Source organism: Piscinibacter gummiphilus (assembly GCF_002116905.1).
In the GTDB taxonomy this organism is placed as follows: domain Bacteria; phylum Pseudomonadota; class Gammaproteobacteria; order Burkholderiales; family Burkholderiaceae_C; genus Rhizobacter; species Rhizobacter gummiphilus.
The window spans coordinates 1016380-1041224 of the sequence record NZ_CP015118.1; the positions used below are offsets into that span (position 1 = coordinate 1016380).

A 24845-nucleotide genomic window follows, 5' to 3' on the forward strand; every position below is an offset into this window, starting at 1 on the left:
ACCGATGCCCCTCGTGCTCACCGAACAACAAGGGCAGCTGCGCGACAGCGCCCGCGACTTCCTCGCCGACCGCTCGCCGGTCTCCCGCCTGCGCGCGCTGCGCGACCAGCGCGGCGACCTGGGTTACGACCCGCAGCTCTGGACGCAGTTCTGCGAGATGGGCTTCACCGGCATGTGCGTGCCGGAGGCCTTCGGCGGCCTGGGTCTCGGCCAGGTCGAGGCGGGCGTCGTGGCCGAGCAGATCGGCCGCCACCTCACGGCCTCGCCGTTCCTCGCGTCGTCCGTCGTCGCGGCCGCGGCGCTGTCCCTCGCGGGCAGCGAGGGACAGAAGGACACGTGGTTGCCCCGCATCGCCGGCGGCGAGGTCATCGCCACGCTCGCGGTCGACGAGGCCGGCAAGCACCGGCCGTCCGCCATCGCGCTGAAGGCCACCGCCGACGGGGCCCACTTCGTGCTCGACGGCCAGAAGACCTTCGTCCCCGACGGCCACGTCGCGGGGCTCCTCGTGGTCGCCGCGCGCACCGCGTCGGGCGTGTCGCTGTTCCTCGTCGAACCGGGCGCGCCCGGCCTGCGCATCGAACGGTCCGGCATGGTGGACGCGCACAACGCGGCGCGCCTCGCGTTCGACGGCGTGCGCGTGCCGGCCACGGCGGTGCTCGGCGCCGTCGACGCGGGTTCGCAGGTGCTCGAGGCCGTGCTCGACATCGGCCGCGTGGCCGTGGCCAGCGAGCTGGTGGGCATCGCCGACGAGGTGTTCGAACGCACCGTCGCGTACCTGAAGGAACGCCAGCAGTTCGGCAAGGTGATCGGCGAGTTCCAGGCGCTGCAGCACCGCGCCGCGTTCCTGTTCTGCGAGATCGAGCTCGCCCGCGCGGCCGTGCTCAAGGCGCAGCAGTCGATCGACGAAGGGCTTGCATCCGCTCCCGAACTGACCGCCGTGGCCAAGGCCAAGGCCGGGTCGGTCGCCACGCTCGCCGTGCAGGAGGGCGTCCAGCTGCACGGCGGCATGGGCATGACCGACGAGTTCGAGCTGGGCTTTTTCATGAAACGCGCCCGTGTCCTGCAGGAGCTGTTCGGCGACGCCTCGTTCCACGCCGACCGCCTTGCCCACTTCAGGAAGTACTGAGATGACCGATCCGAAACCCTGGCCCGTGATGTCGATCGAGCGGGCCCATGAACTGATGACCACGCCCGGCTCGGCCTTCGAGATCGAGGAGCGCGTGATCCGCGGCGTGCCGTTGCGCGTGTGGAAGAACGCGCCGGCCACGATGCGCGAGGTGTTCCTCGTGGGCCGCTCGCACGGCGCCGCCACGTTCCTCGTCTACGAGGACGACCGCGCCACGTTCGAGGGCTTCGCGCGCGCCACGCTCGTGCTGGCCGAACGCCTGCAGCAGCAGGGCGTGGCGAAGGGCGACCGCGTGGCCATCGCGATGCGCAACGTGCCCGAGTGGCCGGTGGCGTACTTCGCCGCACTGCTCGTGGGGGCCATCGCCACGCCGCTGAACGCGTGGGGCACCGGCAACGAACTCGAGTTCGGCCTGAGCGACTCGGGCGCGAAGGTGGCCATCGTCGACGCCGAACGCTGGGACCGCATCGAGCCGCACCTGCCGCAGTGCCCGGCGCTCGAGCGCGTGTTCGTCGCACGCGTGAAGGGGTCGGTGTCGAACCCGATCGCCACGCCGCTCACCGACGTGATCGGCCCGGTCAACGGCTGGTCGGACCTGCCCGCGCGGCCGATGCCGGCGGTGCCGCTGGACCCCGAGGACGACGCCACCATCTTCTACACGTCCGGCACCACGGGCCGCCAGAAGGGGGCGCTCGGTACGCACCGCGCGTCGATCAGCACGGTGCTCGCCAGCAGTTTCTCGGCGCAGCGCAACTTCTGGCGCAAGGGCGAGCCGGTGCCCAAGCCGGAGGACCGCAAGTTCCAGCGCGCGGTGCTGCTCGCCATCCCGTTCTTCCACACCACCGGCTGCCAGGCGATCCTGTGCGCGGCGGTGTACGGCGGCACGAAGATCGTGTGCCTGCACCGCTGGGACGTCGAGCAGGCGATGGGCCTGATCGAACGCGAACGCTGCACGCAGGCGGGTGGCGTGCCCACCATTGCCTGGCAGATCATCGAACACCCCGAGCGCCACAGGTTCGACCTCTCGAGCCTCGAGAGCGTGTCGTACGGCGGCGCACCGGCCTCGCCCGAACTCGTGCGGCGCATCAAGGAGGTGTTCCCGCTGTCTGCGCCGGGCCTCGGCTGGGGCATGACCGAGACATCCGCCACGTTCTCGAGCCACGGCGGCGAGGACTACGTGCGCAAGCCCGACAGCAGCGGCCCGGCCCTGCCCATCTGCGACATGAAGATCGCCGACGACGCAGGCAACGCGCTGCCGCCGGGCCAGGTGGGCGAGTTGTGGGCCCGCGGCCCGAACGTCGTGAAGGGCTACTGGAACAACCCCGAGGCCACGGCGGCCACGTTCGTCGACGGCTGGGTGCGCACCGGCGACCTGGGCTACATGGACGAGGAGGCCTTCCTGTTCATCGTCGACCGCAAGAAGGACATGCTGATTCGCGGCGGCGAGAACATCTACTGCACCGAGGTCGAGGATGCGCTGTACGCCCACCCGGCCGTGATGGACGCGGGGGTGGTGGGCCGGCCCCACCGCACGCTGGGCGAGGAGCCGGTGGCCGCGGTCACGCTGAAGCCGGGGCAGTCGGTGAGCGAGGCCGAGCTGCGCGCCTTCGTGGGCGAACGGCTCGCGGCGTTCAAGGTGCCGGTGCGGATCCATTTCAACGCCGGCATGCTGCCGCGCAACGTCAATGGCAAACTGCTGAAGCCCGAGATCAAGAAGCTGTTCCCGCAGGAGGCGGCATGAGCGAGAAGGAACCCACCCCGAACATGAAGGCGCCGCTCGCCCCGCTGGCGGGGGCGGTGCCGCCGCGTCCGGCGTGGTTCGAGGCCGCGCTGGCGCGCGCGCCGGAGCGGTCCGTGGTCGACGTGCTCGGCACGGGCATCGAGGTGCTGACGTGGGGCGAACGCGGCCGGCCCGGCCTGCTGTTCCTGCACGGCAACCGGGCCCACGCCGACTGGTGGAGCTTCATCGCGCCGTACTTCGCCGACACGCACCGCGTGGTCGCGATGTCGTGGTCCGGCATGGGCGGCTCCGGCTGGCGAGACACCTACGCGATGGCCACGCTCGTCGAGGAGATGGACACGGTGGCCCAGGCCACCGGCCTGTTCGACGGGCCGGTGAAGCCGGTGGCCGTGGCGCATTCGTTCGGCGCGTTCGTCGCACTGCGCTACGCGGCCGATCGCGGGCGCAAGTTCGGTGGCGTGGTCACGGTCGACATGCCGATGACCAAGCGGCCCGACGGCCCGCGCGAACGCTCGAACGAGATGCGCGACAACGCGGTGTACCCCGACATGGCCGCGGCCCTCGCCCGCTACCGCTTCGCGCCGCTGCAGCCTTGCGAGAACCTCTTCATCGCCGACCACATGGCGCGCCTGTCGCTGAAGCCCGCGGCCGACGGCCCCGGTGTCACGTGGCGCTTCGACCCCTACATCTGGCGCGAGCTGCGCATCGGCAGCCCCGGCCAGGACATGGTGGCCAGCCAGTGCCCCGTGGCCGTGATGTGGGGCGGGGACTCGGTGCTGATCGACAAGCCCCACCTCGACCACGTGCGGTCGAAGTACGCGTCGGGCATGCCGTGGATCGAGATCCCGTCGGCGGGCCACCACGTGATGGTGGACCAGCCGCTCGCGTTCGTGACGGCGGTGCGCGGGCTGCTGTCGGGGTGGCCGCGCACGCCGCGCCCGGCCGTGGTGCCGGCGCCGGCCGCGGCCGAAGGGGTCAGTCCGCCGTGACCTTGGCGCGGCGGATCACCTCGCCCCACTTGCTGGTCTCCGCCGCGATGAAACGCTCGAACTCCTCGGGCGTGTTGCCCACGGGCACCGTGCCCATGCCCTCGAGCCGTGCGCGCACGTCTTCCATGCGCACGATGCGGGCGACCTCGTCGGACACCCGCTTGACGACGTCCTTCGGGGTGCCCGCCGGCGCCAGCACACCAGCCCACGTGCTGCCGGTGAAGTTCGCGAGGCCCTGCTCGATGAACGTGGGCACGTCGGGGGCGGCGGGCAGGCGCTTGTCGCTCGCCACGCCGATCAGCCGCACCTTGCCGGTCTTGCCCGGGTTGATGAGGCCGGAGGCCGCGTCGAAGAACAGCGACACCTGGCCACCCATCAGGTCGGTCAGGGCCGCGGCCGCGCCGCGGTAGGGGATGTGGACCATGTACGTGCCGGTCTGGGCCTTCAGCAGCTCGGTGGTCAGGTGCGCGGCCGAGCCGTTGCCGCTGGACGCGAAGCTCACCTTGCCGGGATGGGCCTTCGCGTAGTCGACCAGTTCGCGGGCGGTCTTGAACGGCGCGTCGTTGTTGACCGCCGCGATCAGCGGCGAAATGCCGATGAGCGACACCGCCGCGAGGTCCTTCCGCGGGTCGTACGGCAGCTTCGGGTACAGGGTGGTGTTGGCAGCGTATGCGGCGATCACGACGCCGAAGGTGGTGCCGTCGGGCGTGGCCTTCGCGATGGCATCGGTGCCGATGATGCCGTTCGCGCCGGGGCGGTTGTCCACGGTGACGACCACGCCCAGCCGCTCCTGCAGCTTCTGCGCGACGAGCCGCGCGGTCACGTCGGTGAATCCGCCGGGTGGGTAGGGCACCACGACGCGGATGGGCTTGGAGGGCCAGGTGTCGGCGCGCACGGTGGGCACGGCGAGGGTGGCGGCGAGGCCCGCGGTGAAGCGGCGGCGATCGATCCGGGACATGGTGGGATCTCCCCAAAAACGAGTCATCCCGGCGGATGCCGGGACCCTGGGCGTCGTCGAGGCGCCGGGGGTCCCGGCCTGCGCCGGGATGACATCTGCAGGCCGAGGCCTTACTTCAGCGAGCTGAGCTTCACTTCCTTGACCTTGCCGTTTTCGATCACGGCGACACGGGTGTCGGCCAGCGTGCCGCCCTTTTCGTCGACGCCATCGAGGCTGTTCGGGTTGTGCGCCGGGGTCAGCTGCTTGGCCGCCTTGTCGAGCGCCGCGCGGATGGCGGTGGCGTCGGTCACGGTGCCGGCGACCTTCATGGCCTCGGCGGTGAGGTACACGGCGGTGTAGTTCAGCGAGACTTCCGAGCTCGGGATGCGGCCCGGGTAGGCCTTCTGGAAGCGGGCCACGAAGTTCTGCGCGTCGGGGGTCTTGTCTTCCACGAGCGGCAGCACGCCGATGGAGCCTTCGAGCGGGCCGTAGCCGCCGATGACCTTGGCCATCTCGTCCATCTTCGCCTGGTCGATGATCACGAAGCCGCCCTTGAAGCCCAGTTCGCGGGCCTGCTTGACGACGAGGCCGGTGGGCTCGGAGGCGCCGCCGATGAACATCACGTCGGGCTTGGCGGCCAGCGCGCGGCTCACGCCGCTGTAGAAGTCGGCCGCGCGGTTGTACGACATGGGGTTCTCGATGACGACCTTGCCGCCGGCGGCTTCCCATGCCGGCTTGAACACGGCGGTCCAGGCCTTGGCGTAGTCGTGGTCGCCATGGGCGAACGCGAGGTTCTTGCCGTACTTGGTCATCGCGTGCTTGACGAAGGCCGGCACGTAGGAGGTGAACTCGGGCGGGATGCGCAGCGTGAGCTTGTTGCCGCGGGCGGTGATCTGCGGCACGGAGGTGTACGACAGCAGCAGGTACTTGTTCTGCTCGTTGTTCACCTGCAGGGCCAGGCCGCCACCCGAGTGCGGCACGAGGATGGCCGGGGTTTTCGATTCCTGCACCAGGCGCTGCGCGTTGATGGCGGTCTCGGACGGGTTGTACTTGTCGTCGAGCGCGACGATCTCGAACTTGTACTTCTTGCCCGCCACCTCGAAGCCGGCGGCGTTGATCTCGGCGACCGCCATCTGCATGCCGTCGAGCACGTTCTTGCCGTACAGCGCGGCACCACCGCTCAGCGGGCCGGAGAAACCGATCTTCACGACCTCCTGGGCGAAGGCCGGGGCGGCGAAGGCCAGGCCGAATGCCGCTGCGGCGGCGACCTGCTTCACGTTGAGTTTCACGTTCATCTGCTATCTCCTGGTGGTGGGACGGTCTGGACGAAATCGTCGTGCGACGTACGCTCTTCTGGGAACGGTAGTTTGATGGCGAGCGTTGACGGGCCGATATGGGGGGAACTGCTGAGGAACCCCACAAGCAACACACCAGAAAGCAGTCATCCCGGCGAATGCCGGGACCCTGGGCGCCATCGAGGTGCGCAGGATCCCGGCCTGCGCCGGGATGACGGGGGAGAAGCGGGAGCGGGTTACTTGAGGGCGCTGAGCTTGATCTCGCGGACCTTGCCGTTCTCGACGACCGCCACGCGCGTGTCGGCCAGCGTGCCACCCTTGTCGTCCACGCCGTCGAGCGTGTTCGGGTTGTGGGCGGGGCTGAGCTCCTTCGCGGCCTTGTCGAGCGAGGCGCGGATCGCGGTGGCGTCGGTCACCGAGCCGGAGGCCTTCATCGCGCCGGCCAGCAGCCAGACGGCGGTGTAGTTCAGCGAGACTTCCGAGCTGGGCACGCGGCCCGGGTAGGCCTTCTGGAAGCGGGTCACGAAGTTCTGCGCGTCGGGGGTCTTGTCCTCGATCAGCGGCAGCACGCCGATGGAACCTTCCAGCGGACCGTAGCCGCCGGTCACCTTCGTCATCTCGTCCATCTTGGCCTGGTCGATGATGACGAAGCCGCCCTTGAAGCCCAGTTCGCGGGCCTGCTTGACGACGAGGCCGGTGGGCTCGGAGGCGCCGCCGATGAACATCACGTCGGGCTTGGCGGCCAGCGCGCGGCTCACGCCGCTGTAGAAGTCGGCCGCGCGGTTGTACGACATGGGGTTCTCGATGACGACCTTGCCGCCGGCGGCTTCCCACGCCGGCTTGAACACGGCGGTCCAGGCCTTGGCGTAGTCGTGGTCGCCGTGGGCGAACGCGATGTTCTTGCCGTACTTGGTCATCGCGTGCTTGACGAAGGCCGGCACGTAGGAGGTGAACTCGGGCGGGATGCGCAGCGTGAGCTTGTTGCCGCGGGCGGTGATCTGCGGCACGGAGGTGTACGACAGCAGCAGGTACTTGTTCTGCTCGTTGTTCACCTGCAGGGCCAGGCTGCCGCCGGAGTGCGGCACGAGGATCGCGGGCGTCTTGTACTGCTGCACCAGGCGCTGCGCGTTGATGGCGGTCTCGGACGGGTTGTACTTGTCGTCGAGCGAGACGATCTCGAGCTTGTACTTCTTGCCGGCCACCTCGAGGCCCTGCGCGTTGATCTCGTTGACGGCGAGCTGCATGCCGTCGAGCACGTTCTTGCCGTAGAGCGCGGCGCCGCCGCTCAGCGGGCCGGAGAAGCCGATCTTCACGACCTCCTGGGCGAAGGCGGAACCGGTGAACGCCAGGCCCAGGGCGGCGGTGGCGGCGAGGTGCTTCAGCTTGAATGTCACGGTCATCTGTCTACTTCCTGTGGTGCAACGATCGGGAAACGAAGGCCCGTCCGCCGGCGCGTGACAGGGCCGGCGGAGGGTGGCGGAAACAGTGGGAGGGGAAACGCCGCGCGAAGTTCAGGCGCCGATGTAGGCGCGACGCACGGCCTCGTTGTTGAGCAGGCTGTCGCGGTCGCCTTCCATGACGATGTGACCGCCTTCGATCACGTAGGCGCGGTGCGCGATCTTCAGCGCGGCGAACGCGTTCTGCTCGGCGAGCAGCACCGTGGTGCCGGCGCGGTTGATCTGCTGGATCACCTCGAACACCTGCTTCACGACGAGGGGCGCGAGGCCGAGCGACGGCTCGTCGAGCAGCAGTGCCTTCGGACGGCTCATCATCGCGCGGCCGATGGCCACCATCTGCTGCTGGCCGCCCGACAGCGAACCGGCCGGGTCGTCCTTCTTCTGCTCGAGGATGGGGAACAGCGCGAGCACCTCGTCGAGGCGCTTCTTGTTGCCCGCCGTGTCGCGGCGGTGCACGTAGGCGCCCAGCATCAGGTTCTTCAGCACGCTCATCTGCGGGAAGAGCTTGCGGCCCTCCGGGCACTGCACGACGCCCGCCTCCACGATCTGCGCGGCGCGCATGCCGACCAGCTCCTGGTTGTGGAAGCGGATGCTGCCGCCCGCGGCGCGGTGGATGCCGCTCGTGGTCAGGAAGATGGAGCTCTTGCCGGCGCCGTTGGCGCCGAGCAGCACGACCAGCTCGCCTTCCTTCGCGTTGAGGCTGACGCCGTCGAGCGCCTGGAAGCTGCCGTATTTGAGCGAAACGTTCTCAAGCGTCAGCATGTTCGCTCCCGAGGTAGGCGTCGATCACGGCGGGGTTCGCGCGGATCTCGGCGGGGGTGCCCTCGGCGATCTTCTCGCCGTAGTTGAGCACCATGATCTTGTCGGCCAGGCTCATGATCATGTTCATCTTGTGTTCGATCAGGCCCACGGTGAGCCCGTGCTTGACCATCTTGCGGATGAGATCGGCCAGGCCCACGGTTTCATCGGGATTCACGCCACCCGCCGGTTCGTCGAGCAGCACCACTTTCGGGTCGGTGGACAGCGCGAGCGCGAAGGCCACGCGCTTGCGCTCCTCCTGCGAGATGTCGCCGGCCATGCGGTTGGCCATGTGCGACAGGCCCACGAAGTCGAGCGCGTCGCGTGCCTTCTCGCGGCAGACCTTCTCCTCGTTCTTCAGGCGCGAGGAGCCGACCAGCACGTCCCACAGGCCCGACTTCGTGCGCAGGCGGTGGCCCACGATCAGGTTGTCGAGCACCGAGGCGTTGTCGAACAGCGCCGTGGTCTGGAAGGTGCGCGACACGCCCAGCTTCGCGACCTCGTCGGTGCGCAGGTGGGTGACGTCGACGCCGTCGAGCGTGATGCGGCCCGAGGTGGGCTTGTGCACGCCGCTGATCAGGTTGAAGAACGTGGTCTTGCCCGCGCCGTTGGGGCCGATGATCGCGTTGATCTTGCCCTTCTCGATGGAGGTGCTGACCTCGTTGACGGCCGCGAGGCCGCCGAAGCGTTTGCTCAGGTTCTCGATCTTAAGCATGGGTCGCGCCTCCCTGCGGGGCGGTCGTGTTGACGGGCTTGGCGGCCGGGGCGGCGGCCAGCTTCTTGGCTTCGTTCGACGCGCGGCGGGCCTTCCAGGCGAGGTAGCTGCCGACGATGCCGTTGGGCACGAAGATCACGAGCAGGATGATCAGCGGGCCGAACACGACGTAGCGGTACTCCTGCAGGAACTGCAGGTGCTGCGACAGCCACGGCATGCCGATGGCGCCGAGCAGGGGGCCGAGGATGGTGCCGATGCCGCCGATCAGCATGAACGTGGTCATCTCGAACGTGTGGTGCGTGCCCGCGAGGTCGGGGCCCAGGAACCGCACGAAGCCGGCATACAGGCCGCCCGCGAGGCCGGCGTAGAACACCGACAGCAGGAACGACAGCAGCTTGTTGCGCGCGAGGTTGATGCCCAGCGACTCGGCCAGCTCGTCGCTGTTGCGGATGGCCATGAACGTGCGGCCCAGCAGCGACGTGACGATGCGGTGCATGACGAACGCGCCCACCACGAGGAACGCGAACACCAGGTAGTACAGCGCACGCGGCTGGTCGAACACGTAGCCGCCGAAGCCGGTGGGCGCCGGGATGCCGATGATGCCCACGGTGCCGTGCGTCAGCGATTCCCACTTCTCGATCACGAGGAACATGATGTAGCCCACGCACAGCGTGAAGATCGAGAAGTAGTGGCCCTTCAGGCGCAGCGACACGAAGCCGAGCGGCAGGCCCACGAGCGCGGTGATCACGCCGGAGAGAGCGAACGCGATCCAGAACGGCACCTGGTGGTCCACCGTCAGGATGCCCACGACGTAGGCACCGAGCGCCATGAAGCCGCTGTGCGCGAGGTTGAACTGCCCGGTGTAGCCCGTGATCAGGTTCAGTCCCAGCGTGGCCAGCGCGAAGATGTACGCGGTGGACATCACCGTGAGGTGATAGTCGTTGCCGGTGACGAACGGAAAGACGAGGCCGGCGAGGACGAGCAGCGTCCAGCCGATGCGGCCTTCGAGGTACTTCATGTCAGCGCACTCCCTTGGTGAACAGGCCCTGCGGGCGCACCGACAGGATCACCACCAGCAGCACGAAGGCGATGATGTCCTTGTAGTCGGACGAGATGTAGAACGCGCCGAAGCTTTCGGCGAAGCCGATGATCAGGCCGCCGACGATGGCGCCGGGCACGCTGCCCATGCCGCCGAGGATGATGATCACGAAGGCCTTCGTGATCACGAGGTTGCCCATCGCGGGGTACACGAGGTTGATCGGCGCGTACAGCGACGCGGCGATGGCGGCCAGGGCGCCAGCGATCGCGAAGGTCAGCATGGCCACGCGGTTGGCGTCGATGCCCACGAGCGAGGCGCCGTCGCGGTTCTGCGCCATCGCGATGATGGTGGAGCCGGTGACGGTCTTCTTCAGGAACAGGTGCAGCACGACCATCATCAGGAAGGCCGCGGCGATGATCAGCAGGCGCTGCACCGGCGCGGTGAGGCCGCCGAGTTCGACGATGCCGCTGTACGGCGACTGCATGCGCTGGAAGTCGGCGCCCCAGATCAGCTGGGCCGTGGCTTCGAGGAACAGCATCATGCCGATGGCCGCGATCATCGGGTGCAGGCCGCTGTGGTGGCGCAGCGGGTGGAACACGAGGCGTTCGGCCAGCGTGGACAGCACCGCCACGACCGCGGCGGAGCCGGCCATCGCGAGCCAGTAGTTCACGCCGTAGCGCGTCATCAGGTGGAACGACACGAAGGCGCCGGCCATGTAGAACGCACCGTGGGCGAAGTTCGGCACGTGCAGGATGCCGTACACGAGCGTGAGACCCAGGGCGACGAGGCTGTAGATGCCGCCGAGCGTGAGCCCGTTGAGCACCTGCTGCAGGAATTGTTGGAGGAAATCCATCGCTCAGTCCTTCCGCGCGGGGACGGTGGAGGGGTTCACGATGGGCGTCTGCTCGGGGCTGTGGCCGCGACCCGTTCGGGCAGGCATGGGCATGTTCGTCACGCTCCTGTGTCGAGAAGAAGAGAGGTTGGCGACCGCCGGGGATGCGGTCGAGAGATCTCCCCGGGAGGGGCCAACCGCACGTTGCGCTCCGTAGAACGCGTCGCGATCTTGCTGCCATGCAGAACTGCAGTCAACGCGAATGTTCTGCGATGCGGAACACACAAGGGCAAACACTGAGAGGATTTTTCCGTGCTTGTCGCTTGGGAGACCTTGTGTACCGGTAACTACGTAGATGCTCCGGAATGCATTTGTCCTGTGTCCTGCGCGTGACACCGGGGCATTCGAAGAGTTACCCTGTCGTTCGACCGGGTCGGACTTGCCGCTCTGCCAGAGCGGCTGTATATTCCGCAGTGCAGAAGCATGTTTTGCAATTGACGTGCAAGCGGAGGCCTTGCACGCTGCGTCACAGGGGCCGTGCTCGAGCTCCGTTCAACATCAAAGGTCGATTCATGAAAGTGCTGGTGGCAGTCAAGCGGGTGGTGGACTACAACGTGAAGGTTCGCGTCAAGAGCGATGGCACGGGGGTGGACATCGCGAACGTGAAGATGAGCATGAACCCGTTCGACGAGATCGCCGTCGAAGAGGCGGTGCGGCTGAAGGAGAAGGGTGTGGTCACGGAAGTGATCGCCGTCTCGTGCGGCCCCACGCAAGCGCAGGAAACCCTGCGCACGGCGATGGCCATCGGTGCCGACCGCGCCATCCTGGTCGAGAGCGCGGACGAGCTGCAGCCGCTGGCCGTGGCCAAGCTGCTCAAGGCGCTGGTGGACAAGGAACAGCCGTCGCTCGTGATCCTGGGCAAGCAGGCCATCGACGACGACAACAACCAGACGGGCCAGATGCTGGCGGCGCTCGCGGGCCTGCCGCAGGCGACGTTCGCCAGCAAGGTGGAACTGGCTGCCGATGGTGCCTCGGTCACGCGTGAAGTCGACGGGGGTCTGGAGACGCTCAAGCTCACGCTGCCGGCGGTCGTGACGACCGACCTGCGCCTGAACGAGCCGCGCTACGTGACGCTGCCGAACATCATGAAGGCGAAGAAGAAGCCGCTGGACGTGGTGAAGCCGTCCGACCTGGGGGTGGACGTGGCCCCGCGCATCAAGACGCTGAAGGTCAGCGAGCCGCCGAAGCGGTCGGCTGGCATCAAGGTGCCGGATGTCGCCACGCTGGTCGACAAGCTGAAGAACACCGCCAAGGTTCTCTGAACCCGGCTCGCCGCTCGACGCCCAGGGTCCCGGCCTTCGCCGGGATGACGTCTGGGGGAGAGGTGAAAGAACAATCTGTCATCCCGGCGAAGGCCGGGACCCTCGGCGTGGTATCGCGAGGGAATGCACAAGGAACACGAACATGACCGCACTCGTCATCGCCGAACACGACAACCAATCCATCAAGGGCGCCACCCTGAACACCGTGACCGCCGCCGCCCAGCTGGGTGGTGACGTGCACGTCCTCGTCGCCGGCTCGAACGCCGCCGACGCCGCCAAGGCCGCCGCCGCCATCGCCGGCGTGGCCAAGGTGATCCACGCCGACGCCGCCGGCTTCGAGCACGGCCTCGCCGAAAACGTCGCCGCGCAAGTGATCGCGCTGGCCGGCAGCTACAGCCACATCGTCTTCCCGGCCACGGCCTCGGGCAAGAACGTCGCGCCGCGCGTGGCCGCGCTCCTCGACGTGGGCCAGGTGAGCGACATCACGAAGGTGGTGAGCCCCGACACGTTCGAGCGCCCGATCTACGCCGGCAACGCCATCGCCACCGTGCAGAGCAGCGACAAGGTCAAGGTGATCACCGTGCGTTCGACGGGCTTCGATGCCGCGGCCGCCACGGGTGGCAGCGCCGCCGTCGAAACCGCATCGGCCACGGCCGACAGCGGCAAGTCGAGCTTCGTGGGCAGCGAGATCGCCAAGAACGACCGCCCCGAACTCACCGCCGCGAAGATCATCGTCTCCGGCGGCCGCGCGCTCGGCAGCAGCGACAAGTTCAATGAAGTGTTGACCCCGCTGGCCGACAAGCTCGGCGCTGCGCTGGGCGCCAGCCGCGCCGCGGTCGACGCGGGCTACGCCCCGAACGACTGGCAGGTGGGCCAGACCGGCAAGATCGTCGCCCCGCAGCTCTACATCGCCGCGGGCATCTCGGGTGCCATCCAGCACCTGGCCGGCATGAAGGACTCCAAGGTGATCGTCGCGATCAACAAGGACCCGGAAGCGCCGATCTTCAGCGTGGCCGACTACGGCCTCGAAGCCGACCTGTTCACTGCGGTACCGGAGTTGGTCCAAGCTCTCTGACCCATCGAAGCAGTACCCACCAGGAGCGAACGAATGAACAAGCCGTATGAAATTCCTTCCGTTCGCGACCTGGTGTCGCCGGCCGAGTGGAAAGCCCGCGTGGACCTCGCCGCCGCCTACCGGCTGGTGGCGCTGTTCGGGTGGGACGACCTCGTGTTCACGCACATCTCGGCCCGCGTGCCCGGCGAGGAACACCAGTTCCTGATCAACCCGTACGGGCTGTTCTTCGAGGAGATCACGGCCTCGAGCCTGATCAAGGTGGACCACCACGGCAAGCCCGTGATGCCGTCGCCGTACCCGGTGAACCCGGCCGGCTTCGTGATCCACAGCGCGGTGCACGAGGCCCGTCCCACGGTCAACTGCGTGCTGCACACGCACACCCTGCACGGCGTCGCCGTGTCGGCGCAGGCCGGCGGCCTGCTGCCCATCTCGCAGCAGTCGGGGTTCCCGCTGACGAACCTCGCGTACCACGCGTACGAAGGCGTGGCGCTGCGCGACGAGGAGAAGGCGCGGCTCGTGGCCGACCTCGGCACGGCCAACAGCATGATCCTGCGCAACCACGGCCTGCTGACCTGCGGCCGTTCGGTGGCAGAGGCCTTCCAGGCGATGTACACGCTGGAGTCGGCCTGCCGCATCCAGATCCTCGCGCAGTCGGGTGGCACGCCGCTCACGATGGTGCCGCAGAGCATCCTCGACACGATGGGCGAGCAGGCCCGCGAGGTCAGCAAGGGCCTCGGCGCGAACCTCGTGTGGCCGGGCCTGCTGCGCCGGCTCGACCGCCGCAACCCCGGCTACGACACCTGAGGACCGCATCTCCCATGGCGATCCTCGTCCTCTCCAATCCCCTCCCGTCGGCACCGTTCGCCGAAGCCCTCCGCCATGCCGCGCCCGACGTGCCGATCTGGACCGAGGCCGATGCCCCGGATCCCGGGCAGGTCGAGGCCATCCTCGCGTGGCGCATGAAGGCCGGCATCCTGCCGAAGTACCCGAACCTGCGCGTGCTGTGTTCCACGGGGGCCGGCGTCGACAAGCTGCTCGTCGAGGACCTGCCCGCCACCGTGCCCGTCACCCGCGTGGTCGACCCGGCCCAGGGTGTCGAGATCGCCCAGTACGTGGTGGCGCAGACGCTCGCGTTCACGCGTGACCTGCCGCTCTACGCGCGCCAGCAGGCCCATGCCCAGTGGAAGCGCCACCCGGTGCGCCTCGCGTCGCAGTGCCGCGTGGGCGTGATGGGCCTCGGCGCCGTGGGCCAGGCCATCGCGCGTGCGTTCGCGCCGCTCGGCTACCCGGTCTCGGGCTGGAGCCGCAGCGCGAAGTCGCTGCCGGGCATCCAGTGCCATGCGGGCCTCGACGGGCTCGCGAAGTTCCTGTCGCACACCGACATCCTCGTGTGTGCCCTGCCGCTCACGCCGGAGACACGCGGCCTGTTGAACCGCGGCACGCTCGGCCAGCTGCCGAGCGGCGCGTTCGTGGTCAACGTGGGCCGGGGCGAGCAACTGGTCGAACCCGACCTGCAGATGCTGCTCGACGAGGGCCACCTCGCGGGCGCCGCGCTCGACGTGTTCGACCGCGAGCCACCGCCGCCCGACAACTGGGTGTGGGGCCATCCGAAGGTGTCGGCCACGCCGCACATCGCCGCGCAGGCCTCGTTCGACGTCGTGGCCGCGCAGTGTGTCGACGCGTGGCGCAGCGCGCGCGCCGGCGACACGCCGGCCCTCGCGGTGGACCGCACCGCGGGGTACTGAGCATGACCGCGCCGAACAACCCCCGCTGGACCCGCCGCCCCGAGGGTTCGACCTGGGGCGATTTCGGCCCCGACGACCAGCTCGGCCGCCTGAACCTGCTGACCCCCGCGAAGGTGCGCGAGGGCGTGGCCGAGGTGGTCGAGGGCCGCTCGTTCGGCCTCAGCCTGCCGCTCGATTTCCCCGGGGGCCAGAAGCTCAACACCCGGCGCAAGCCGCCGGTGCTGCAGCCCACGGAAGTGCGCGGCATGCCGTTCATGAACCTGGCGCTGGGCCAGTTCGACGCGCGCTACACCGACGTCGTCTGCGACGACCAGGTCACGCTCACGCTGCAGTACTCCACGCAGTGGGACAGCTTCGCCCACGTGGGTGCGTGGTTCGACGCCGATGGCGACGGCGAACCCGAGAAGGTCTACTACAACGGCTACCGCGCGCACGAACACGTGCTGGGCCCGGGCGACCTGAAGCTCGCGTCGTGCCCGTGTGGCGCCGACGGCGGTTCGTACGCGCTCGCGCTCGGCATCGAGACGTTCGCCGCGCTGCCCATCCAGGGCCGTGGCGTGATGGTGGACCTGCACGCGCACGTGGGCAACGCCCGCGAACTGATCGGGTACGAACGGCTGATGGCCATCCTGCAGGCTGACCGCGTGGTGATCGAACCCGGCGACCTGCTCGTGGTGCACACGGGCTTCGCCGACGTGGTGCTGTCGATGAACCGCGACCCGGACATGGCCGTGCTGGACCAGTCGTGCGCGGTGCTCGACGGGCGCGACGAACGCCTGCTGCAATGGATCACCGACAGCGGCATCGCGGCCATCTGCACCGACAACTACGCCGTGGAGGCGTTCCCCGCGCGCAAGGCCGACACGACCCCGTCCGCCGCGCTGCCGCTGCACGAACACTGCCTCTTCAAGCTGGGCGTGCCGCTCGGCGAACTCTGGTGGCTGCACGACCTGGCCGCCTGGCTGCGCGCCCACGGCCGCAGCCGCTTCTTGTTGACCGCGCCGCCGCTGCGCCTGCCGGGGGCCGTGGGCTCGCCGGTGACGCCCGTCGCCACGGTCTGATCCTCTTCCCCGAAGGACCTTCGATGCAGGAACTCTTCGCCCACGATTTCGGCGTGATCGCCGACCTCGTGCGCCACCACGCAGAACAGACCCCCGACCACCTCGCGCTGGTCGACCCCGACCGCACGCTGACCTACGCGCAGCTCGACACGCTGATGGACCGCATCGCCGCCAGCCTGCAGCGCGACGGATTCGAGGCCGGAGACGCCATCGCGATCTGCGGCCTGATGACTGCGCCGTACGCCGCGGTGTTCCTCGGCGCGCTGCGTGCCGGCGTGGTGGTGGCCCCGCTCGCCCCGGGATCGACGCCGCCCAGCATCGTGAAGATGCTCGCGGACGCCGATGCGAAGCTGCTGTTCTGGGATGCGTCCGCCACCGACACGCTCGCGCTGGCGAAGACACCGCGCGTCGGGCTCGACGGCGGTCTCGAGGCGTGGCTGGTGCCCGAGGGCACGAAGCCGGCGCGTGTGGTGCCCGAGCCGTCGTGGCCCTTCAACATCATCTACTCGTCGGGCACCACCGGCGAGCCCAAGGGCATCGTGCAGCCGCACGGCATGCGCTGGGGCCACGTGCGCCGCGGAGCCACGTACCAGTACGGCGGCCCCGAGGGCGTCACGCTGCTGTCGACCCCGCTGTACTCGAACACCACGCTCGTCGTGTTCTTCCCCACCATCACGTGGGGCGGCACCGCGGTGCTGATGCCGAAGTTCGATGCGGGCGGCTACCTGAAGCTCGCCGAGAAGCACCGTGTCACGCACACGATGCTCGTGCCGGTGCAGTACCAGCGCCTGATGGCCCACCCCGACTTCGACCGGTACGACCTGTCGTCGTTCAAGTACAAGTTCAGCACCAGCGCGCCGTTCGGCGCCGCGCTGAAGGCCGACGTGCTCAAGCGCTGGCCGGGTGGCCTCGTCGAGTTCTACGGCATGACCGAAGGTGGCGGCACCTGCATCCTCGAGGCACACCTGCACCCGACGAAGCTGCACACCGTGGGCAAGCCGGCCGACAACCACGACATCCGCCTGATCGACGACAACGGCGTCGAGGTGGCGCGCGGCGAGGCGGGCGAGGTGGTGGGCCACTCGCCGATCATGATGACCGGGTACCACGGCCAGCCCGAGAAGACGCGCGACGCCGAGTGGTACGACCCGGCCGGCAAGCGCTTCATCCGCACCGGCGACGTGGGCCGCTTCGACGAGGACGGCTTCCTGACCCTGTTCGATCGCAAGAAGGACATGGTCATCAGCGGCGGCTTCAACATCTACCCGAGCGACCTCGAGGCGGTGCTGCGCAAGCACGAGGCCGTGTTCGACGCGGCCGTGGTGGGTGTGCCGTCGGAGCAGTGGGGCGAGACGCCCGTGGCCTTCGTCGTGCGCCAGCCCGGCGCCACGGTGGACGCCGAGACCTTGCTCCAGTGGACCAACGACCAGGTGGGCAAGACCCAGCGCCTGGCGGGTCTGCAATGGATCGACGAGCTGCCGCGCAGCGCGATCGGCAAGGTGCTCAAGCGCGAGCTGCGCGACCAGTACGCGAAGAAGTGATGTGCGGGGTCAGCGTCCGCTGACTGCCGCCACGTAACGCGCGATCGCCATGATCTGCGCGTCCGTCAGCTGCCCCTTGTACGAGGGCATCATGCCCACGCCGTTGCGCAGCGCGGCCGCCACGCGGTCGGCCGACGGCTTGAGCTCGTCGAGCACCGGTCCCACCTCGCCCGCGCTGCCCGCGTCCTTCAGCGTGTGGCACACCGCGCAGGCGGGCGTGGCGCCCTTCAGGAAGAGCGCCTTGCCCACGGCGAGATCGGCCGCCGGGTCGGCGGCGAGCGCCGGCCCTGCCGCCAGGCACAGGGCGACCAGCAGCGGCCGCATCAGACCACCGTGACCTTCACGGCGTGGTCGGCCCAGCTGTTGTTGCCGTAGCCGCTCACGTTCTCGAGGCGCTGCTCGGGCTGCACGTTGCCGGCCGCATCGGTGGCGCGGCTGGCGAGCGTGTACGTGCCGGCCGGCACGCGGACCTGCGCGGCGAACTGGCGCCACGCGAAGCGGCCGAGGTCGGGGCCCACGAAGCCGGTGACGTGCCAGGTCTTGCCGCCGTCCACGGAGATCTCCACCTTCGTCACGGGGCTCGTGCCGCTGAAGGCCACGCCGTGCACCTGCAGCAGGCCGGCCTTCACCGGCCCGCCGTCCGGGCTGGGCGAGTTGATCCACGACTTCACGTTCATCTCGAGCACCGAGGCCTGGCTCGGGTCGGCCTTCTGGCCCATCGGGGTCATGCGGTAGCCGTGCTGCATGATCTTCGCGCCGGACTCCTTCGCGCTGAAGGCCACGCGCTTGACGTACTTGATGTTGTTCACGCCCTGGTAGCCCGGCACCACGAGGCGCAGCGGGCCGCCATGCGCGAGCGGCAGCGGCGCGCCGTTCATCTCCCACGCGAGCAGCGCGTCGCCCAGCGCCTTGATGGGCAGCGACCGTTCGACGATCACGCTCGCCGGGTCCACGCCGTCGGGCAGCTTCTCGCCGCCGGTGCCGGTCAGGAACGCCAGCGAGGGGTCGGCCAGCCCGCCCAGGGCCTCGACCACCGCGCGCAGCGGCACGCCGCTCCACACCACGCAGCCCGCGGCCCCCACGGTCCACGGCGTGCCGCTCGGTTTGTGCGGGAAGAAGCCGCGGCCGTTGCCCGAGCACTGCAGCACGGTGGCGACGGTGTCGATGCCCATCGTCTTCAGCTCGGCGAGCGTGAGGGCACGCGGGTTGCGCACGCCTTCGATGCTGACGGTCCACGCGTTGCGGTCGGCCACGATGGCCGCGGGCGGCGTGGGCAGGTTGTTGCGCACGTAGAGCTGCTCCGCGGGCGTGATGACGCTGCTGCCGAACGCGCTGCGTTTCGTCTCGATGGTGGTGCTCGTGTGCACGATGAGCGCGTTGGCGTCCTTCCACGCCGCGTACTCGGGCAGCGGCTTCGCGGCCTGAGCCAGCGCGGCGTCGCTCCACGAACCCAGGCCGGCGGCGGCCAGGGCACCAGCGGAACCGGCAAGCAGGTGGCGACGGTGGAGGGACGGGGTGGGGAAGGTCATCGAGGTCTCCGGTCTCTGGAAAGGCGCTGTTGGAAATGCAGCAGCTCGGGGTGAATGGCGGCGAGTATTGCATCGGGTCATGTCGATGCACATGGTTCCGTGGCTCCGGAAAAACCCCTGTGTCGGCGAAACAGTCCGCTACACATTGGGCGGACACGCGTGTTCTTGTGATCGTTCACATGAACGAGACTCGCGCCCGATCGGGTTGCCTGACCGGTCATGACAAGAACAACGTTGGAGGGAACATCGATGACGAACGTGCAAACGCTCGCGGGCCTGGTCTTGTGCCTCCTGTCGGGGCTCGCCCAGGCGGAGCTGTCGGCCCTCGTGGCCATCGAACCCACGGCGCGCAAGGAAGGCCTGATGGTCTCGCGCACCGGCATCGAGAGCAGCCTCTCGAAAGCGGTGGGCCGCGCGGTGACGGTGGTCACCAGCGACGACCTCGCCGATGTCATGAGATCGACACGAAGCGGCGCACACGACCTCTTCATCGCGCCCGCGCAGGTGGCCGCGTCGGCCCTCGCGCGTGGCTACGAGCTGGTGGGCGCCACGGCGCCGGCGGACCAGTACGTGCTCGTCGGGCGGCAACGGTTCGCGTCCACGGCGGCCGTGCGCGGCAACCGCATCTACCTGCCGCAGCAGGACTCCATCTACACGTACATGGCGCGTGGCATGCTCAACGCCACGGGCCTTTCGTTCAAGGACCTGTCGAACGTCGAGTACGCACGTTATCCGCAGGCCGGGCTCACGGCGCTGCGGGTCGGTGCGTCGGACGCCACGGTGATCCGCCGCGAGGACTGGGCCGACTGGGACAAGGAGAACCCCGGCGTCGCGAGAGTGCTCGCGACGTCCGACGAGGTGCCGGGCGGGTTCTCGGTGGTGATGAAGAGCGACCTGCCGGCCGACGTGCGCGCGCGCATCGCGAAGTGGTTCGCATCGCCGGGCACAGGCGCGAACCTGCGGCCCGTCACCGAACGGCCCGACATGCAGGCCTACAAGTCCGTCGCGCAGCTGGGCACCTTCACGCCCACGCACCTGCCGGGCGCCGAGGTGGTCAACGCGGCGCGTGTGCAGCAGCTGCTGGCCGAAGGCGCGGTGCTCGTCGACACCCGCACCGACAAGGAATTCCGCGCGAAGCGCGTGCCCAACGCGCTGTTCGTGCCGTACCACGAGAAGAGCCTGAAGGACACCGCGTACGACGTGGCCGCCGACGACTTCGCCGGCCTCGCGAAGCTCGACAAGACCGTGCCCACGATCTTCGCGTGCAACGGGGCCGAGTGCTGGAAGTCGTACAAGGCGAGCCGCGCGGCATTGAGCGCCGGGTTCAAGCGCGTGTACTGGTTCCGGGGCGGGTTGCCCGAGTGGGAGAAGGCGGGGTTGCTGGTCGCGAAGGAGTGAACCGCCCTGTCATCCCGGCGAAGGCCGGGACCCTGGGCGGAGGTCGAAGGTCCCGGCCTTCGCCGGGATGTCATTTCATTGAACGTTTGAATAGATCCGGGTGAAAATATCACCCATGACGTCCTCCTGCATCGCCTTCGACGGCTCCCGCCGCATCGCCGTCGGTCCGCTGGCCGAGGTCGCCGCCGACACCAAGCGCGCGATCGACGCCGGGGCCGAAGGCCCCATCCTCGTCTTCGACGAAACCACGAGCGAACTCGTCGAGATCGATTTCCGGGGTTCGGTGGCCAGCGTGCTGAAACGCCTGCCCGCCGTGGCGGCCGCGCCCGAGCCGGAGGAATCCGAACCCGAGGCGCCGCGAGGCCGCGGACGGCCGAAGCTCGGTGTGGTGGCCCGCGAGGTCACGCTGCTGCCCCGCCACTGGGACTGGCTCGCGTCGCAGCCGGGCGGCGCCTCGGTCGCGCTGCGCAAGCTGGTCGAGGAGGCGCGCCGCACCCATGCCGCGGCCGACGCGGCGCGGCAGTCGCGCGAGGCGGCGTACCGTTTCATGTCGGCCATCGCCAGCAGCTACGACGGTTTCGAAGAGGCGTCGCGGGCGCTGTTCGCGAAACAGGGCGCCCGTTTCCAGGAACTGCTGCGCCCGTGGCCCGTCGACGTGCGCCAGCACACGCTGGCGCTCGCGCTGGCGTCGTTCGCGGCCGATCAGGTGTAGGAGCCGGGCGACCCCGGCGGCACGCCTTCGCGCCAGATGGCGAGGCAGTCGTCGAGTGCGGCGTCGTAGTCGAAGTCGGGCTCCGTCCGTTCGGCCACGCGCTCGATCACCTCGAACGCGAACTGCGCTTCACCGTACGTTCGCCAGTCGGCCATCAGATCGCGGTTGCGGTGCACGCCGCGCTGCAGTTCCATGCGGTGACGATTCAGCGAGCCCGTGAGGTTGCGACTCCGATCGACGAACACACGACCTGTGGCCAGGTTGCGGATGGCGAAGAGACCCATCGGCGGATGGGCCAGCTTGTACGCGAGCTTCAATTCCTTCTGGCGGGCGCGGTCGCTCATCACCACACCGCGGCGGCGAGCCGCTGCGCCTCCATGCGGACGTCGTCGGGCCACCGCGCGGTGAGCGTCTCGAACCGCGCGGCATCGCCGGCGTACAGCGCCCGCACCGTGTCCTCGAAGCCTTCGCGGTCACCGGCCTCGAAGCGGAGGAAGCGGTAGCAGGCATCGCGTGCGTCGGCGTGGCGGAAACGGCCGTCGGCATCGCGGCGGGCTTCCTCGACGAGGCGGCGCAGCGTGGCGCTCGGGCTGCGTGGCTGTGCCGCGAGCCAGGCCCAGTGGCGTGAGAGCAGGGTGATGCCGTGTGTGGCGTCGGCGGAGTCGTGTGTCATGGGGACCCCCGTGGTTCAAAACGACATTTTCACCCGGGTTAATATTGAAAGTCAATTAAACCCGGGTACAAATGAAGGGCGCTCCCATGAAAAAGGGCCGCGTGAGCGGCCCTTGCTGGCAGGACGGGTGGTTTACTTGGCCGCCAGACCGAGGCGTTCGATCAGGCGTTTGTCCTTCACGTACGTCTCCCGCGCCCAGCGCGCGTAGTCGTCGCCGCTGCGGTACCAGACCTCCTGGTTCAGCTGGGCCATGACTTCCGCGTGCTTGGGATCGTCGAGCGCCTTCTTGAACGCGTCGTGCAGCACCTTGACGACGGCCGGGTCCATGCCCTTCGGGCCCACGAGGCCGTACGGGGAGGTGGAGACCACGCCGTAGCCCAGGTCCTTCGCGGTGGGCACCTGCGGCCAGCGCTTCGTGCGCTTCTCGCCGAACGTCAGCAGCAGGCGCATCTTGCCGTCGTCGACGAACTTGTCCCAGCCCGACGCATCGCTCTGGGCCATCACGTGGCCGCCCATCAGCGCCTGCATCAGGTCGGCGTTGCCCTTGAACGGGATGTGGTTCAGCTGCACCTTCGCATTGGCCGACAGTTCCTCCATCAGCAGGTGCGGCGAGGTGCCGATGCCGGTGGAGCCGTAGTCGATCTTGCCCGGGGCCTTGCGGGCCGCCTCGATGTAGTCGTTGAAGGTCTTGAAGGGCGAGTCTTCACGCACCGTGAAGCCGAAGGTGTAGCCGGAGATGCCGATGATGAACGTGAAGTCGGTCAGCGGGTTCCACTGCACCTTCTGCATGTGCGGCACGCGCAGCATGCCCATCGGGTACTGCGAGATGGTGTAGCCGTCGGGCTTGGCCGTGAGCGCCATCGCGCCGGGGCCGATGGTGCCGCCGCCGCCCGGCTTGTTCTCGACGATGATGTTCTGGCCGAGGTACTTGCTGGCGATCTCGGCGAGCACGCGGTGGTGCCGGTCGGTGGAGCCGCCCGCGGGCCACGGCACGATCAGCGTGATGGGCTTGCTGGGGAACGCTTGCGCGAAGGTGGAGCCCATCGGGGCGGCGAGTGCGGCGCCGACGGCGCCGAGCACCATGGCGCGGCGGAAGGTGAACTGGTTCACTGAAAGTCTCCTGTTGGTTCCGGTCGATGCCGCGGGAAGTCTGCCCCGCGGCGCGTGTTGGCGCGGCCCGGATTTACCCGGGGCGTTTCGCTTCCTGGTCCTGCAGTTCGCGCCACATGACCTTGCCCGAGCCGGACTTGGGCAAGGACGCGACGAACTCGACGATGCGCGGGCTCTTGTAGACCGCCATGTGGTCGTGGGCCCACGTGATGATGTCCTGCTCGGACACCTGGCCCGCGAACGACGGCCGCAGCACCACGAGCGCCTTCACGGTCTCGCCGCGCTTGACGTCGCTGGCCGCGATGACACACACCTCCTGGATGGCCGGGTGGCGGTACATCAGGCCCTCGACCTCGGCCGGCCACACCTTGAAGCCCGACGCGTTGATCATGCGCTTGAGCCGGTCGACCATGAAGAAGTAGCCGTCCTCGTCGACCTGGGCCAGGTCACCCGTGCGCAGGAAGCGCTTGCCGTCGATCTCGACGAAGGCTGCCTTCGTGGCCTCCGGGTTGTTCCAGTAGCCCTGCATCACCTGCGGGCCGTGGACGACGATCTCGCCGATCTCGCCGACACCCAGTTCCTTCATCGTGGCGGGATCGACCACGCGTGCGTCGACGTCGAACACCGGGATGCCGAGGCACTGCGGTTTCGGCCGGTGCGGCGGGTTGATGTGCGTGGCGGCCATGGTCTCGGACATGCCGTAGCCCTCGACGTACATGAGCCCGGTGCGCTCCTTCAAACGCGCCGCGATGGCCTCGGGCATCGCGGCACCCCCGCCGCGGATGCCGTTCAGGCTCGAGATGTCGTACGGCAGCACGTCGTCGTTCGACAGGAAGTCGATCATCATCGTGGAGATGACCTGCCACGACGAGACCTGGTAGCGTTCGATCAGGCGGGCCGCGGCGACACGGTCCCATCGCGGCAGCACCACCACCGTGCCGCCGGAGAACAGCGGTCCGTTGAGGCCACCGGCCATGCCGGTGACGTGGAAGAACGGCAGCACCGAGAGGTACGTGGTGTCCTGCGCGCGGTTGAACCACTGCAGGCCACCCACGAGCGTGGACATCACGCTGCGGTGCGTGTGCGCGCAGCCCTTCGGGTTGCCGGTGGTGCCCGAGGTGTAGGGCATCACGCACAGGTCGTCGGGGCCGGCGGTGAGCGGGCCGGGGCGCTGGTTCGCCGCGAGCGCGTCGCTCCACAGCACCACGCCCGGTCGCGTGAGCGGCAGGCGCGCGGCGCGCACGAAGTCGGGCAGGGGCAGGTCGGTGGGGCGCTTGACGTAGTCGCTGTACGCGGCCACCAGCAGGTGCTTCAGGCCCTGCTCGGGACCGTCGCCCATCAGCGGTTCGATCTCGCCGAACAGGTCCTGCGGGACGATGGCGGTGGTAGCGCCGGTGTCGTGCACGTAGTGCACGAGCTCGGCGGTGCGGTTCATCGGGTTGACCGGCACGACCACGGCGTTGGCGCGCAGGATGCCGTAGTAGGCGAGCATCCACTGCGGGCTGTTCTGCATGTAGAGCAGCACGCGGTCGCCGGCCTTCACGCCGCACACCTGCTGCAGGTGGCCGGCGAGGCGCTCCGTCTCGTCCTTGAATTCGCGGAACGTGATGGGCGTGTCGTAGAAGACGATGTACGGCTTGTTGGGGAAGCGGGCCGCGGACACCTCGGCGTTGAACCAGACGTTGGTCTCGGGCAGCGTGAGGTGTTCCGGCAACCCCGGCGGCCAATGGGGGAGATGGCGCTCAGACAT

At 68.8% G+C, this 24845-nt stretch carries 24 protein-coding genes; 11 read left to right on the forward strand and 13 right to left on the reverse strand.

Features of this window, described 5'->3' with window-relative positions:
* Positions 1 to 4 precede the first annotated feature (4 nt).
* From A4W93_RS04575 to A4W93_RS04585, 3 genes are read left to right on the forward strand one after another with little or no spacing between them, the layout of a single operon-like run.
* On the forward strand, positions 5 to 1126 hold the full coding sequence (locus A4W93_RS04575; RefSeq protein ID WP_085749488.1) for an acyl-CoA dehydrogenase family protein: 1122 nt from the start codon (positions 5 to 7) through the stop codon (positions 1124 to 1126).
* 1 nt (position 1127) lies between these two features.
* Entirely contained in the window at positions 1128 to 2867 is a 1740-nt protein-coding gene (locus tag A4W93_RS04580; RefSeq protein WP_085749489.1) for a class I adenylate-forming enzyme family protein, read from the forward strand.
* Entirely contained in the window at positions 2864 to 3856 is a 993-nt protein-coding gene (locus A4W93_RS04585; RefSeq protein ID WP_085749490.1) for an alpha/beta fold hydrolase, read from the forward strand. Before A4W93_RS04580 ends, A4W93_RS04585 begins: the two co-directional genes overlap by 4 nt.
* Here the strand turns inward: A4W93_RS04585 and A4W93_RS04590 are convergent.
* The 7 genes from A4W93_RS04590 to A4W93_RS04620 all read right to left on the reverse strand — a co-directional run bounded on the left by A4W93_RS04590 (position 3843) and on the right by A4W93_RS04620 (position 10950).
* On the reverse strand, positions 3843 to 4814 hold the full coding sequence (locus A4W93_RS04590) for a Bug family tripartite tricarboxylate transporter substrate binding protein (protein WP_085749491.1): 972 nt from the start codon (positions 4812 to 4814) through the stop codon (positions 3843 to 3845). The two genes, A4W93_RS04585 and A4W93_RS04590, sit on opposite strands and share 14 nt — an antisense overlap.
* A 110-nt stretch (positions 4815 to 4924) precedes the next feature.
* Positions 4925 to 6088 (reverse strand): ABC transporter substrate-binding protein, encoded by a 1164-nt coding sequence (locus A4W93_RS04595; protein ID WP_085749492.1) that lies wholly within the window; start codon positions 6086 to 6088, stop codon positions 4925 to 4927.
* Between the two features lie 236 nt (positions 6089 to 6324).
* On the reverse strand, positions 6325 to 7488 hold the full coding sequence (locus A4W93_RS04600; RefSeq protein WP_085749493.1) for an ABC transporter substrate-binding protein: 1164 nt from the start codon (positions 7486 to 7488) through the stop codon (positions 6325 to 6327).
* A 111-nt stretch (positions 7489 to 7599) separates the two neighbouring features.
* Entirely contained in the window at positions 7600 to 8307 is a 708-nt protein-coding gene (locus A4W93_RS04605) for an ABC transporter ATP-binding protein (protein ID WP_085749494.1), read from the reverse strand.
* Positions 8294 to 9058, reverse strand: coding sequence for an ABC transporter ATP-binding protein (locus tag A4W93_RS04610; RefSeq protein WP_085749495.1), 765 nt, complete (start codon positions 9056 to 9058; stop codon positions 8294 to 8296). The genes A4W93_RS04605 and A4W93_RS04610 overlap by 14 nt, the downstream gene beginning before the upstream one ends.
* Positions 9051 to 10076 (reverse strand): branched-chain amino acid ABC transporter permease, encoded by a 1026-nt coding sequence (locus tag A4W93_RS04615; protein ID WP_085749496.1) that lies wholly within the window; start codon positions 10074 to 10076, stop codon positions 9051 to 9053. Before A4W93_RS04615 ends, A4W93_RS04610 begins: the two co-directional genes overlap by 8 nt.
* 1 nt (position 10077) lies before the next feature.
* Positions 10078 to 10950 carry a branched-chain amino acid ABC transporter permease gene (locus tag A4W93_RS04620; RefSeq protein ID WP_085749497.1) on the reverse strand — a complete coding sequence of 291 codons (873 nt, stop codon included), beginning with the start codon at positions 10948 to 10950 and terminating at the stop codon, positions 10078 to 10080.
* Positions 10951 to 11501: 551 nt separating this feature from the next.
* On the opposite strand from A4W93_RS04620, the gene A4W93_RS04625 reads away from it, so the two are divergent.
* The 6 genes from A4W93_RS04625 (at position 11502) to A4W93_RS04650 (ending at position 17673) form a co-directional block, all read left to right on the forward strand.
* Entirely contained in the window at positions 11502 to 12251 is a 750-nt protein-coding gene (locus A4W93_RS04625) for an electron transfer flavoprotein subunit beta/FixA family protein (protein WP_085749498.1), read from the forward strand.
* A 142-nt stretch (positions 12252 to 12393) separates the two neighbouring features.
* Positions 12394 to 13326, forward strand: coding sequence for an electron transfer flavoprotein subunit alpha/FixB family protein (locus A4W93_RS04630; RefSeq protein ID WP_085749499.1), 933 nt, complete (start codon positions 12394 to 12396; stop codon positions 13324 to 13326).
* 33 nt (positions 13327 to 13359) lie between these two features.
* Positions 13360 to 14130 (forward strand): class II aldolase/adducin family protein, encoded by a 771-nt coding sequence (locus tag A4W93_RS04635; RefSeq protein WP_085749500.1) that lies wholly within the window; start codon positions 13360 to 13362, stop codon positions 14128 to 14130.
* Between the two features lie 14 nt (positions 14131 to 14144).
* The gene (locus A4W93_RS04640; protein ID WP_085749501.1) at positions 14145 to 15071 is read left to right on the forward strand and encodes a 2-hydroxyacid dehydrogenase; all 927 of its coding nucleotides are present in this window, start codon (positions 14145 to 14147) and stop codon (positions 15069 to 15071) included.
* Between the two features lie 2 nt (positions 15072 to 15073).
* Positions 15074 to 16132, forward strand: a complete 1059-nt coding sequence (locus A4W93_RS04645) for a cyclase family protein (protein WP_085749502.1) — start codon at positions 15074 to 15076, stop codon at positions 16130 to 16132.
* 23 nt (positions 16133 to 16155) lie between these two features.
* Positions 16156 to 17673, forward strand: a complete 1518-nt coding sequence (locus tag A4W93_RS04650) for a class I adenylate-forming enzyme family protein (RefSeq protein ID WP_085749503.1) — start codon at positions 16156 to 16158, stop codon at positions 17671 to 17673.
* 9 nt (positions 17674 to 17682) lie between these two features.
* Here the strand turns inward: A4W93_RS04650 and sorU are convergent, their stop codons facing one another.
* Positions 17683 to 17997 carry a SorU family sulfite dehydrogenase c-type cytochrome subunit gene (gene sorU / locus A4W93_RS04655; RefSeq protein WP_085749504.1) on the reverse strand — a complete coding sequence of 105 codons (315 nt, stop codon included), beginning with the start codon at positions 17995 to 17997 and terminating at the stop codon, positions 17683 to 17685.
* Complete coding sequence (sorT, locus tag A4W93_RS04660; RefSeq protein WP_085749505.1) at positions 17997 to 19202, reverse strand: SorT family sulfite dehydrogenase catalytic subunit; 1206 nt, start codon at positions 19200 to 19202, stop codon at positions 17997 to 17999. Before sorT ends, sorU begins: the two co-directional genes overlap by 1 nt.
* 249 nt (positions 19203 to 19451) lie before the next feature.
* Here sorT and A4W93_RS04665 point away from each other — a divergent pair, with 249 nt between their 5' ends.
* Complete coding sequence (locus tag A4W93_RS04665; RefSeq protein ID WP_085749506.1) at positions 19452 to 20600, forward strand: PhnD/SsuA/transferrin family substrate-binding protein; 1149 nt, start codon at positions 19452 to 19454, stop codon at positions 20598 to 20600.
* A 115-nt stretch (positions 20601 to 20715) separates the two neighbouring features.
* Positions 20716 to 21312 (forward strand): DUF2239 family protein, encoded by a 597-nt coding sequence (locus A4W93_RS04670; protein ID WP_085749507.1) that lies wholly within the window; start codon positions 20716 to 20718, stop codon positions 21310 to 21312.
* Here A4W93_RS04670 and A4W93_RS04675 read toward each other — a convergent pair.
* The 4 genes from A4W93_RS04675 to A4W93_RS04690 form a co-directional block, all read right to left on the reverse strand.
* Positions 21303 to 21656 (reverse strand): GIY-YIG nuclease family protein, encoded by a 354-nt coding sequence (locus tag A4W93_RS04675; protein ID WP_085749508.1) that lies wholly within the window; start codon positions 21654 to 21656, stop codon positions 21303 to 21305. The two genes, A4W93_RS04670 and A4W93_RS04675, sit on opposite strands and share 10 nt — an antisense overlap.
* Positions 21656 to 21985, reverse strand: coding sequence for a DUF2239 family protein (locus A4W93_RS04680; RefSeq protein WP_085749509.1), 330 nt, complete (start codon positions 21983 to 21985; stop codon positions 21656 to 21658). Before A4W93_RS04680 ends, A4W93_RS04675 begins: the two co-directional genes overlap by 1 nt.
* 132 nt (positions 21986 to 22117) lie before the next feature.
* Positions 22118 to 23068, reverse strand: a complete 951-nt coding sequence (locus A4W93_RS04685) for a tripartite tricarboxylate transporter substrate binding protein (protein WP_085754033.1) — start codon at positions 23066 to 23068, stop codon at positions 22118 to 22120.
* A gap of 100 nt (positions 23069 to 23168) precedes the next feature.
* Positions 23169 to 24845 (reverse strand): long-chain fatty acid--CoA ligase, encoded by a 1677-nt coding sequence (locus tag A4W93_RS04690; protein WP_085749510.1) that lies wholly within the window; start codon positions 24843 to 24845, stop codon positions 23169 to 23171.

What these genes read in the sequence shown, in the direction of transcription:
- A4W93_RS04625 (WP_085749498.1), top strand. Translation starts at nt 11,502, where the DNA reads ATGAAAGTGCTGGTGGCAGTCAAGCGGGTGGTGGACTACAACGTGAAG.
- A4W93_RS04640 (WP_085749501.1), top strand. Translation starts at nt 14,145, where the DNA reads ATGGCGATCCTCGTCCTCTCCAATCCCCTCCCGTCGGCACCGTTCGCC.
- A4W93_RS04635 (WP_085749500.1), top strand. Translation starts at nt 13,360, where the DNA reads ATGAACAAGCCGTATGAAATTCCTTCCGTTCGCGACCTGGTGTCGCCG.
- sorT (WP_085749505.1), bottom strand. Translation starts at nt 19,202, where the DNA reads ATGACCTTCCCCACCCCGTCCCTCCACCGTCGCCACCTGCTTGCCGGT.
- A4W93_RS04675 (WP_085749508.1), bottom strand. Translation starts at nt 21,656, where the DNA reads ATGAGCGACCGCGCCCGCCAGAAGGAATTGAAGCTCGCGTACAAGCTG.
- A4W93_RS04680 (WP_085749509.1), bottom strand. Translation starts at nt 21,985, where the DNA reads ATGACACACGACTCCGCCGACGCCACACACGGCATCACCCTGCTCTCA.
- A4W93_RS04590 (WP_085749491.1), bottom strand. Translation starts at nt 4,814, where the DNA reads ATGTCCCGGATCGATCGCCGCCGCTTCACCGCGGGCCTCGCCGCCACC.
- A4W93_RS04600 (WP_085749493.1), bottom strand. Translation starts at nt 7,488, where the DNA reads ATGACCGTGACATTCAAGCTGAAGCACCTCGCCGCCACCGCCGCCCTG.
- A4W93_RS04585 (WP_085749490.1), top strand. Translation starts at nt 2,864, where the DNA reads ATGAGCGAGAAGGAACCCACCCCGAACATGAAGGCGCCGCTCGCCCCG.
- A4W93_RS04665 (WP_085749506.1), top strand. Translation starts at nt 19,452, where the DNA reads ATGACGAACGTGCAAACGCTCGCGGGCCTGGTCTTGTGCCTCCTGTCG.
- A4W93_RS04605 (WP_085749494.1), bottom strand. Translation starts at nt 8,307, where the DNA reads ATGCTGACGCTTGAGAACGTTTCGCTCAAATACGGCAGCTTCCAGGCG.
- A4W93_RS04615 (WP_085749496.1), bottom strand. Translation starts at nt 10,076, where the DNA reads ATGAAGTACCTCGAAGGCCGCATCGGCTGGACGCTGCTCGTCCTCGCC.
- A4W93_RS04630 (WP_085749499.1), top strand. Translation starts at nt 12,394, where the DNA reads ATGACCGCACTCGTCATCGCCGAACACGACAACCAATCCATCAAGGGC.
- A4W93_RS04685 (WP_085754033.1), bottom strand. Translation starts at nt 23,068, where the DNA reads ATGGTGCTCGGCGCCGTCGGCGCCGCACTCGCCGCCCCGATGGGCTCC.
- A4W93_RS04690 (WP_085749510.1), bottom strand. Translation starts at nt 24,845, where the DNA reads ATGTCTGAGCGCCATCTCCCCCATTGGCCGCCGGGGTTGCCGGAACAC.
- A4W93_RS04670 (WP_085749507.1), top strand. Translation starts at nt 20,716, where the DNA reads ATGACGTCCTCCTGCATCGCCTTCGACGGCTCCCGCCGCATCGCCGTC.
- A4W93_RS04595 (WP_085749492.1), bottom strand. Translation starts at nt 6,088, where the DNA reads ATGAACGTGAAACTCAACGTGAAGCAGGTCGCCGCCGCAGCGGCATTC.
- A4W93_RS04610 (WP_085749495.1), bottom strand. Translation starts at nt 9,058, where the DNA reads ATGCTTAAGATCGAGAACCTGAGCAAACGCTTCGGCGGCCTCGCGGCC.
- A4W93_RS04645 (WP_085749502.1), top strand. Translation starts at nt 15,074, where the DNA reads ATGACCGCGCCGAACAACCCCCGCTGGACCCGCCGCCCCGAGGGTTCG.
- sorU (WP_085749504.1), bottom strand. Translation starts at nt 17,997, where the DNA reads ATGCGGCCGCTGCTGGTCGCCCTGTGCCTGGCGGCAGGGCCGGCGCTC.
- A4W93_RS04580 (WP_085749489.1), top strand. Translation starts at nt 1,128, where the DNA reads ATGACCGATCCGAAACCCTGGCCCGTGATGTCGATCGAGCGGGCCCAT.
- A4W93_RS04575 (WP_085749488.1), top strand. Translation starts at nt 5, where the DNA reads ATGCCCCTCGTGCTCACCGAACAACAAGGGCAGCTGCGCGACAGCGCC.
- A4W93_RS04650 (WP_085749503.1), top strand. Translation starts at nt 16,156, where the DNA reads ATGCAGGAACTCTTCGCCCACGATTTCGGCGTGATCGCCGACCTCGTG.
- A4W93_RS04620 (WP_085749497.1), bottom strand. Translation starts at nt 10,950, where the DNA reads ATGGATTTCCTCCAACAATTCCTGCAGCAGGTGCTCAACGGGCTCACG.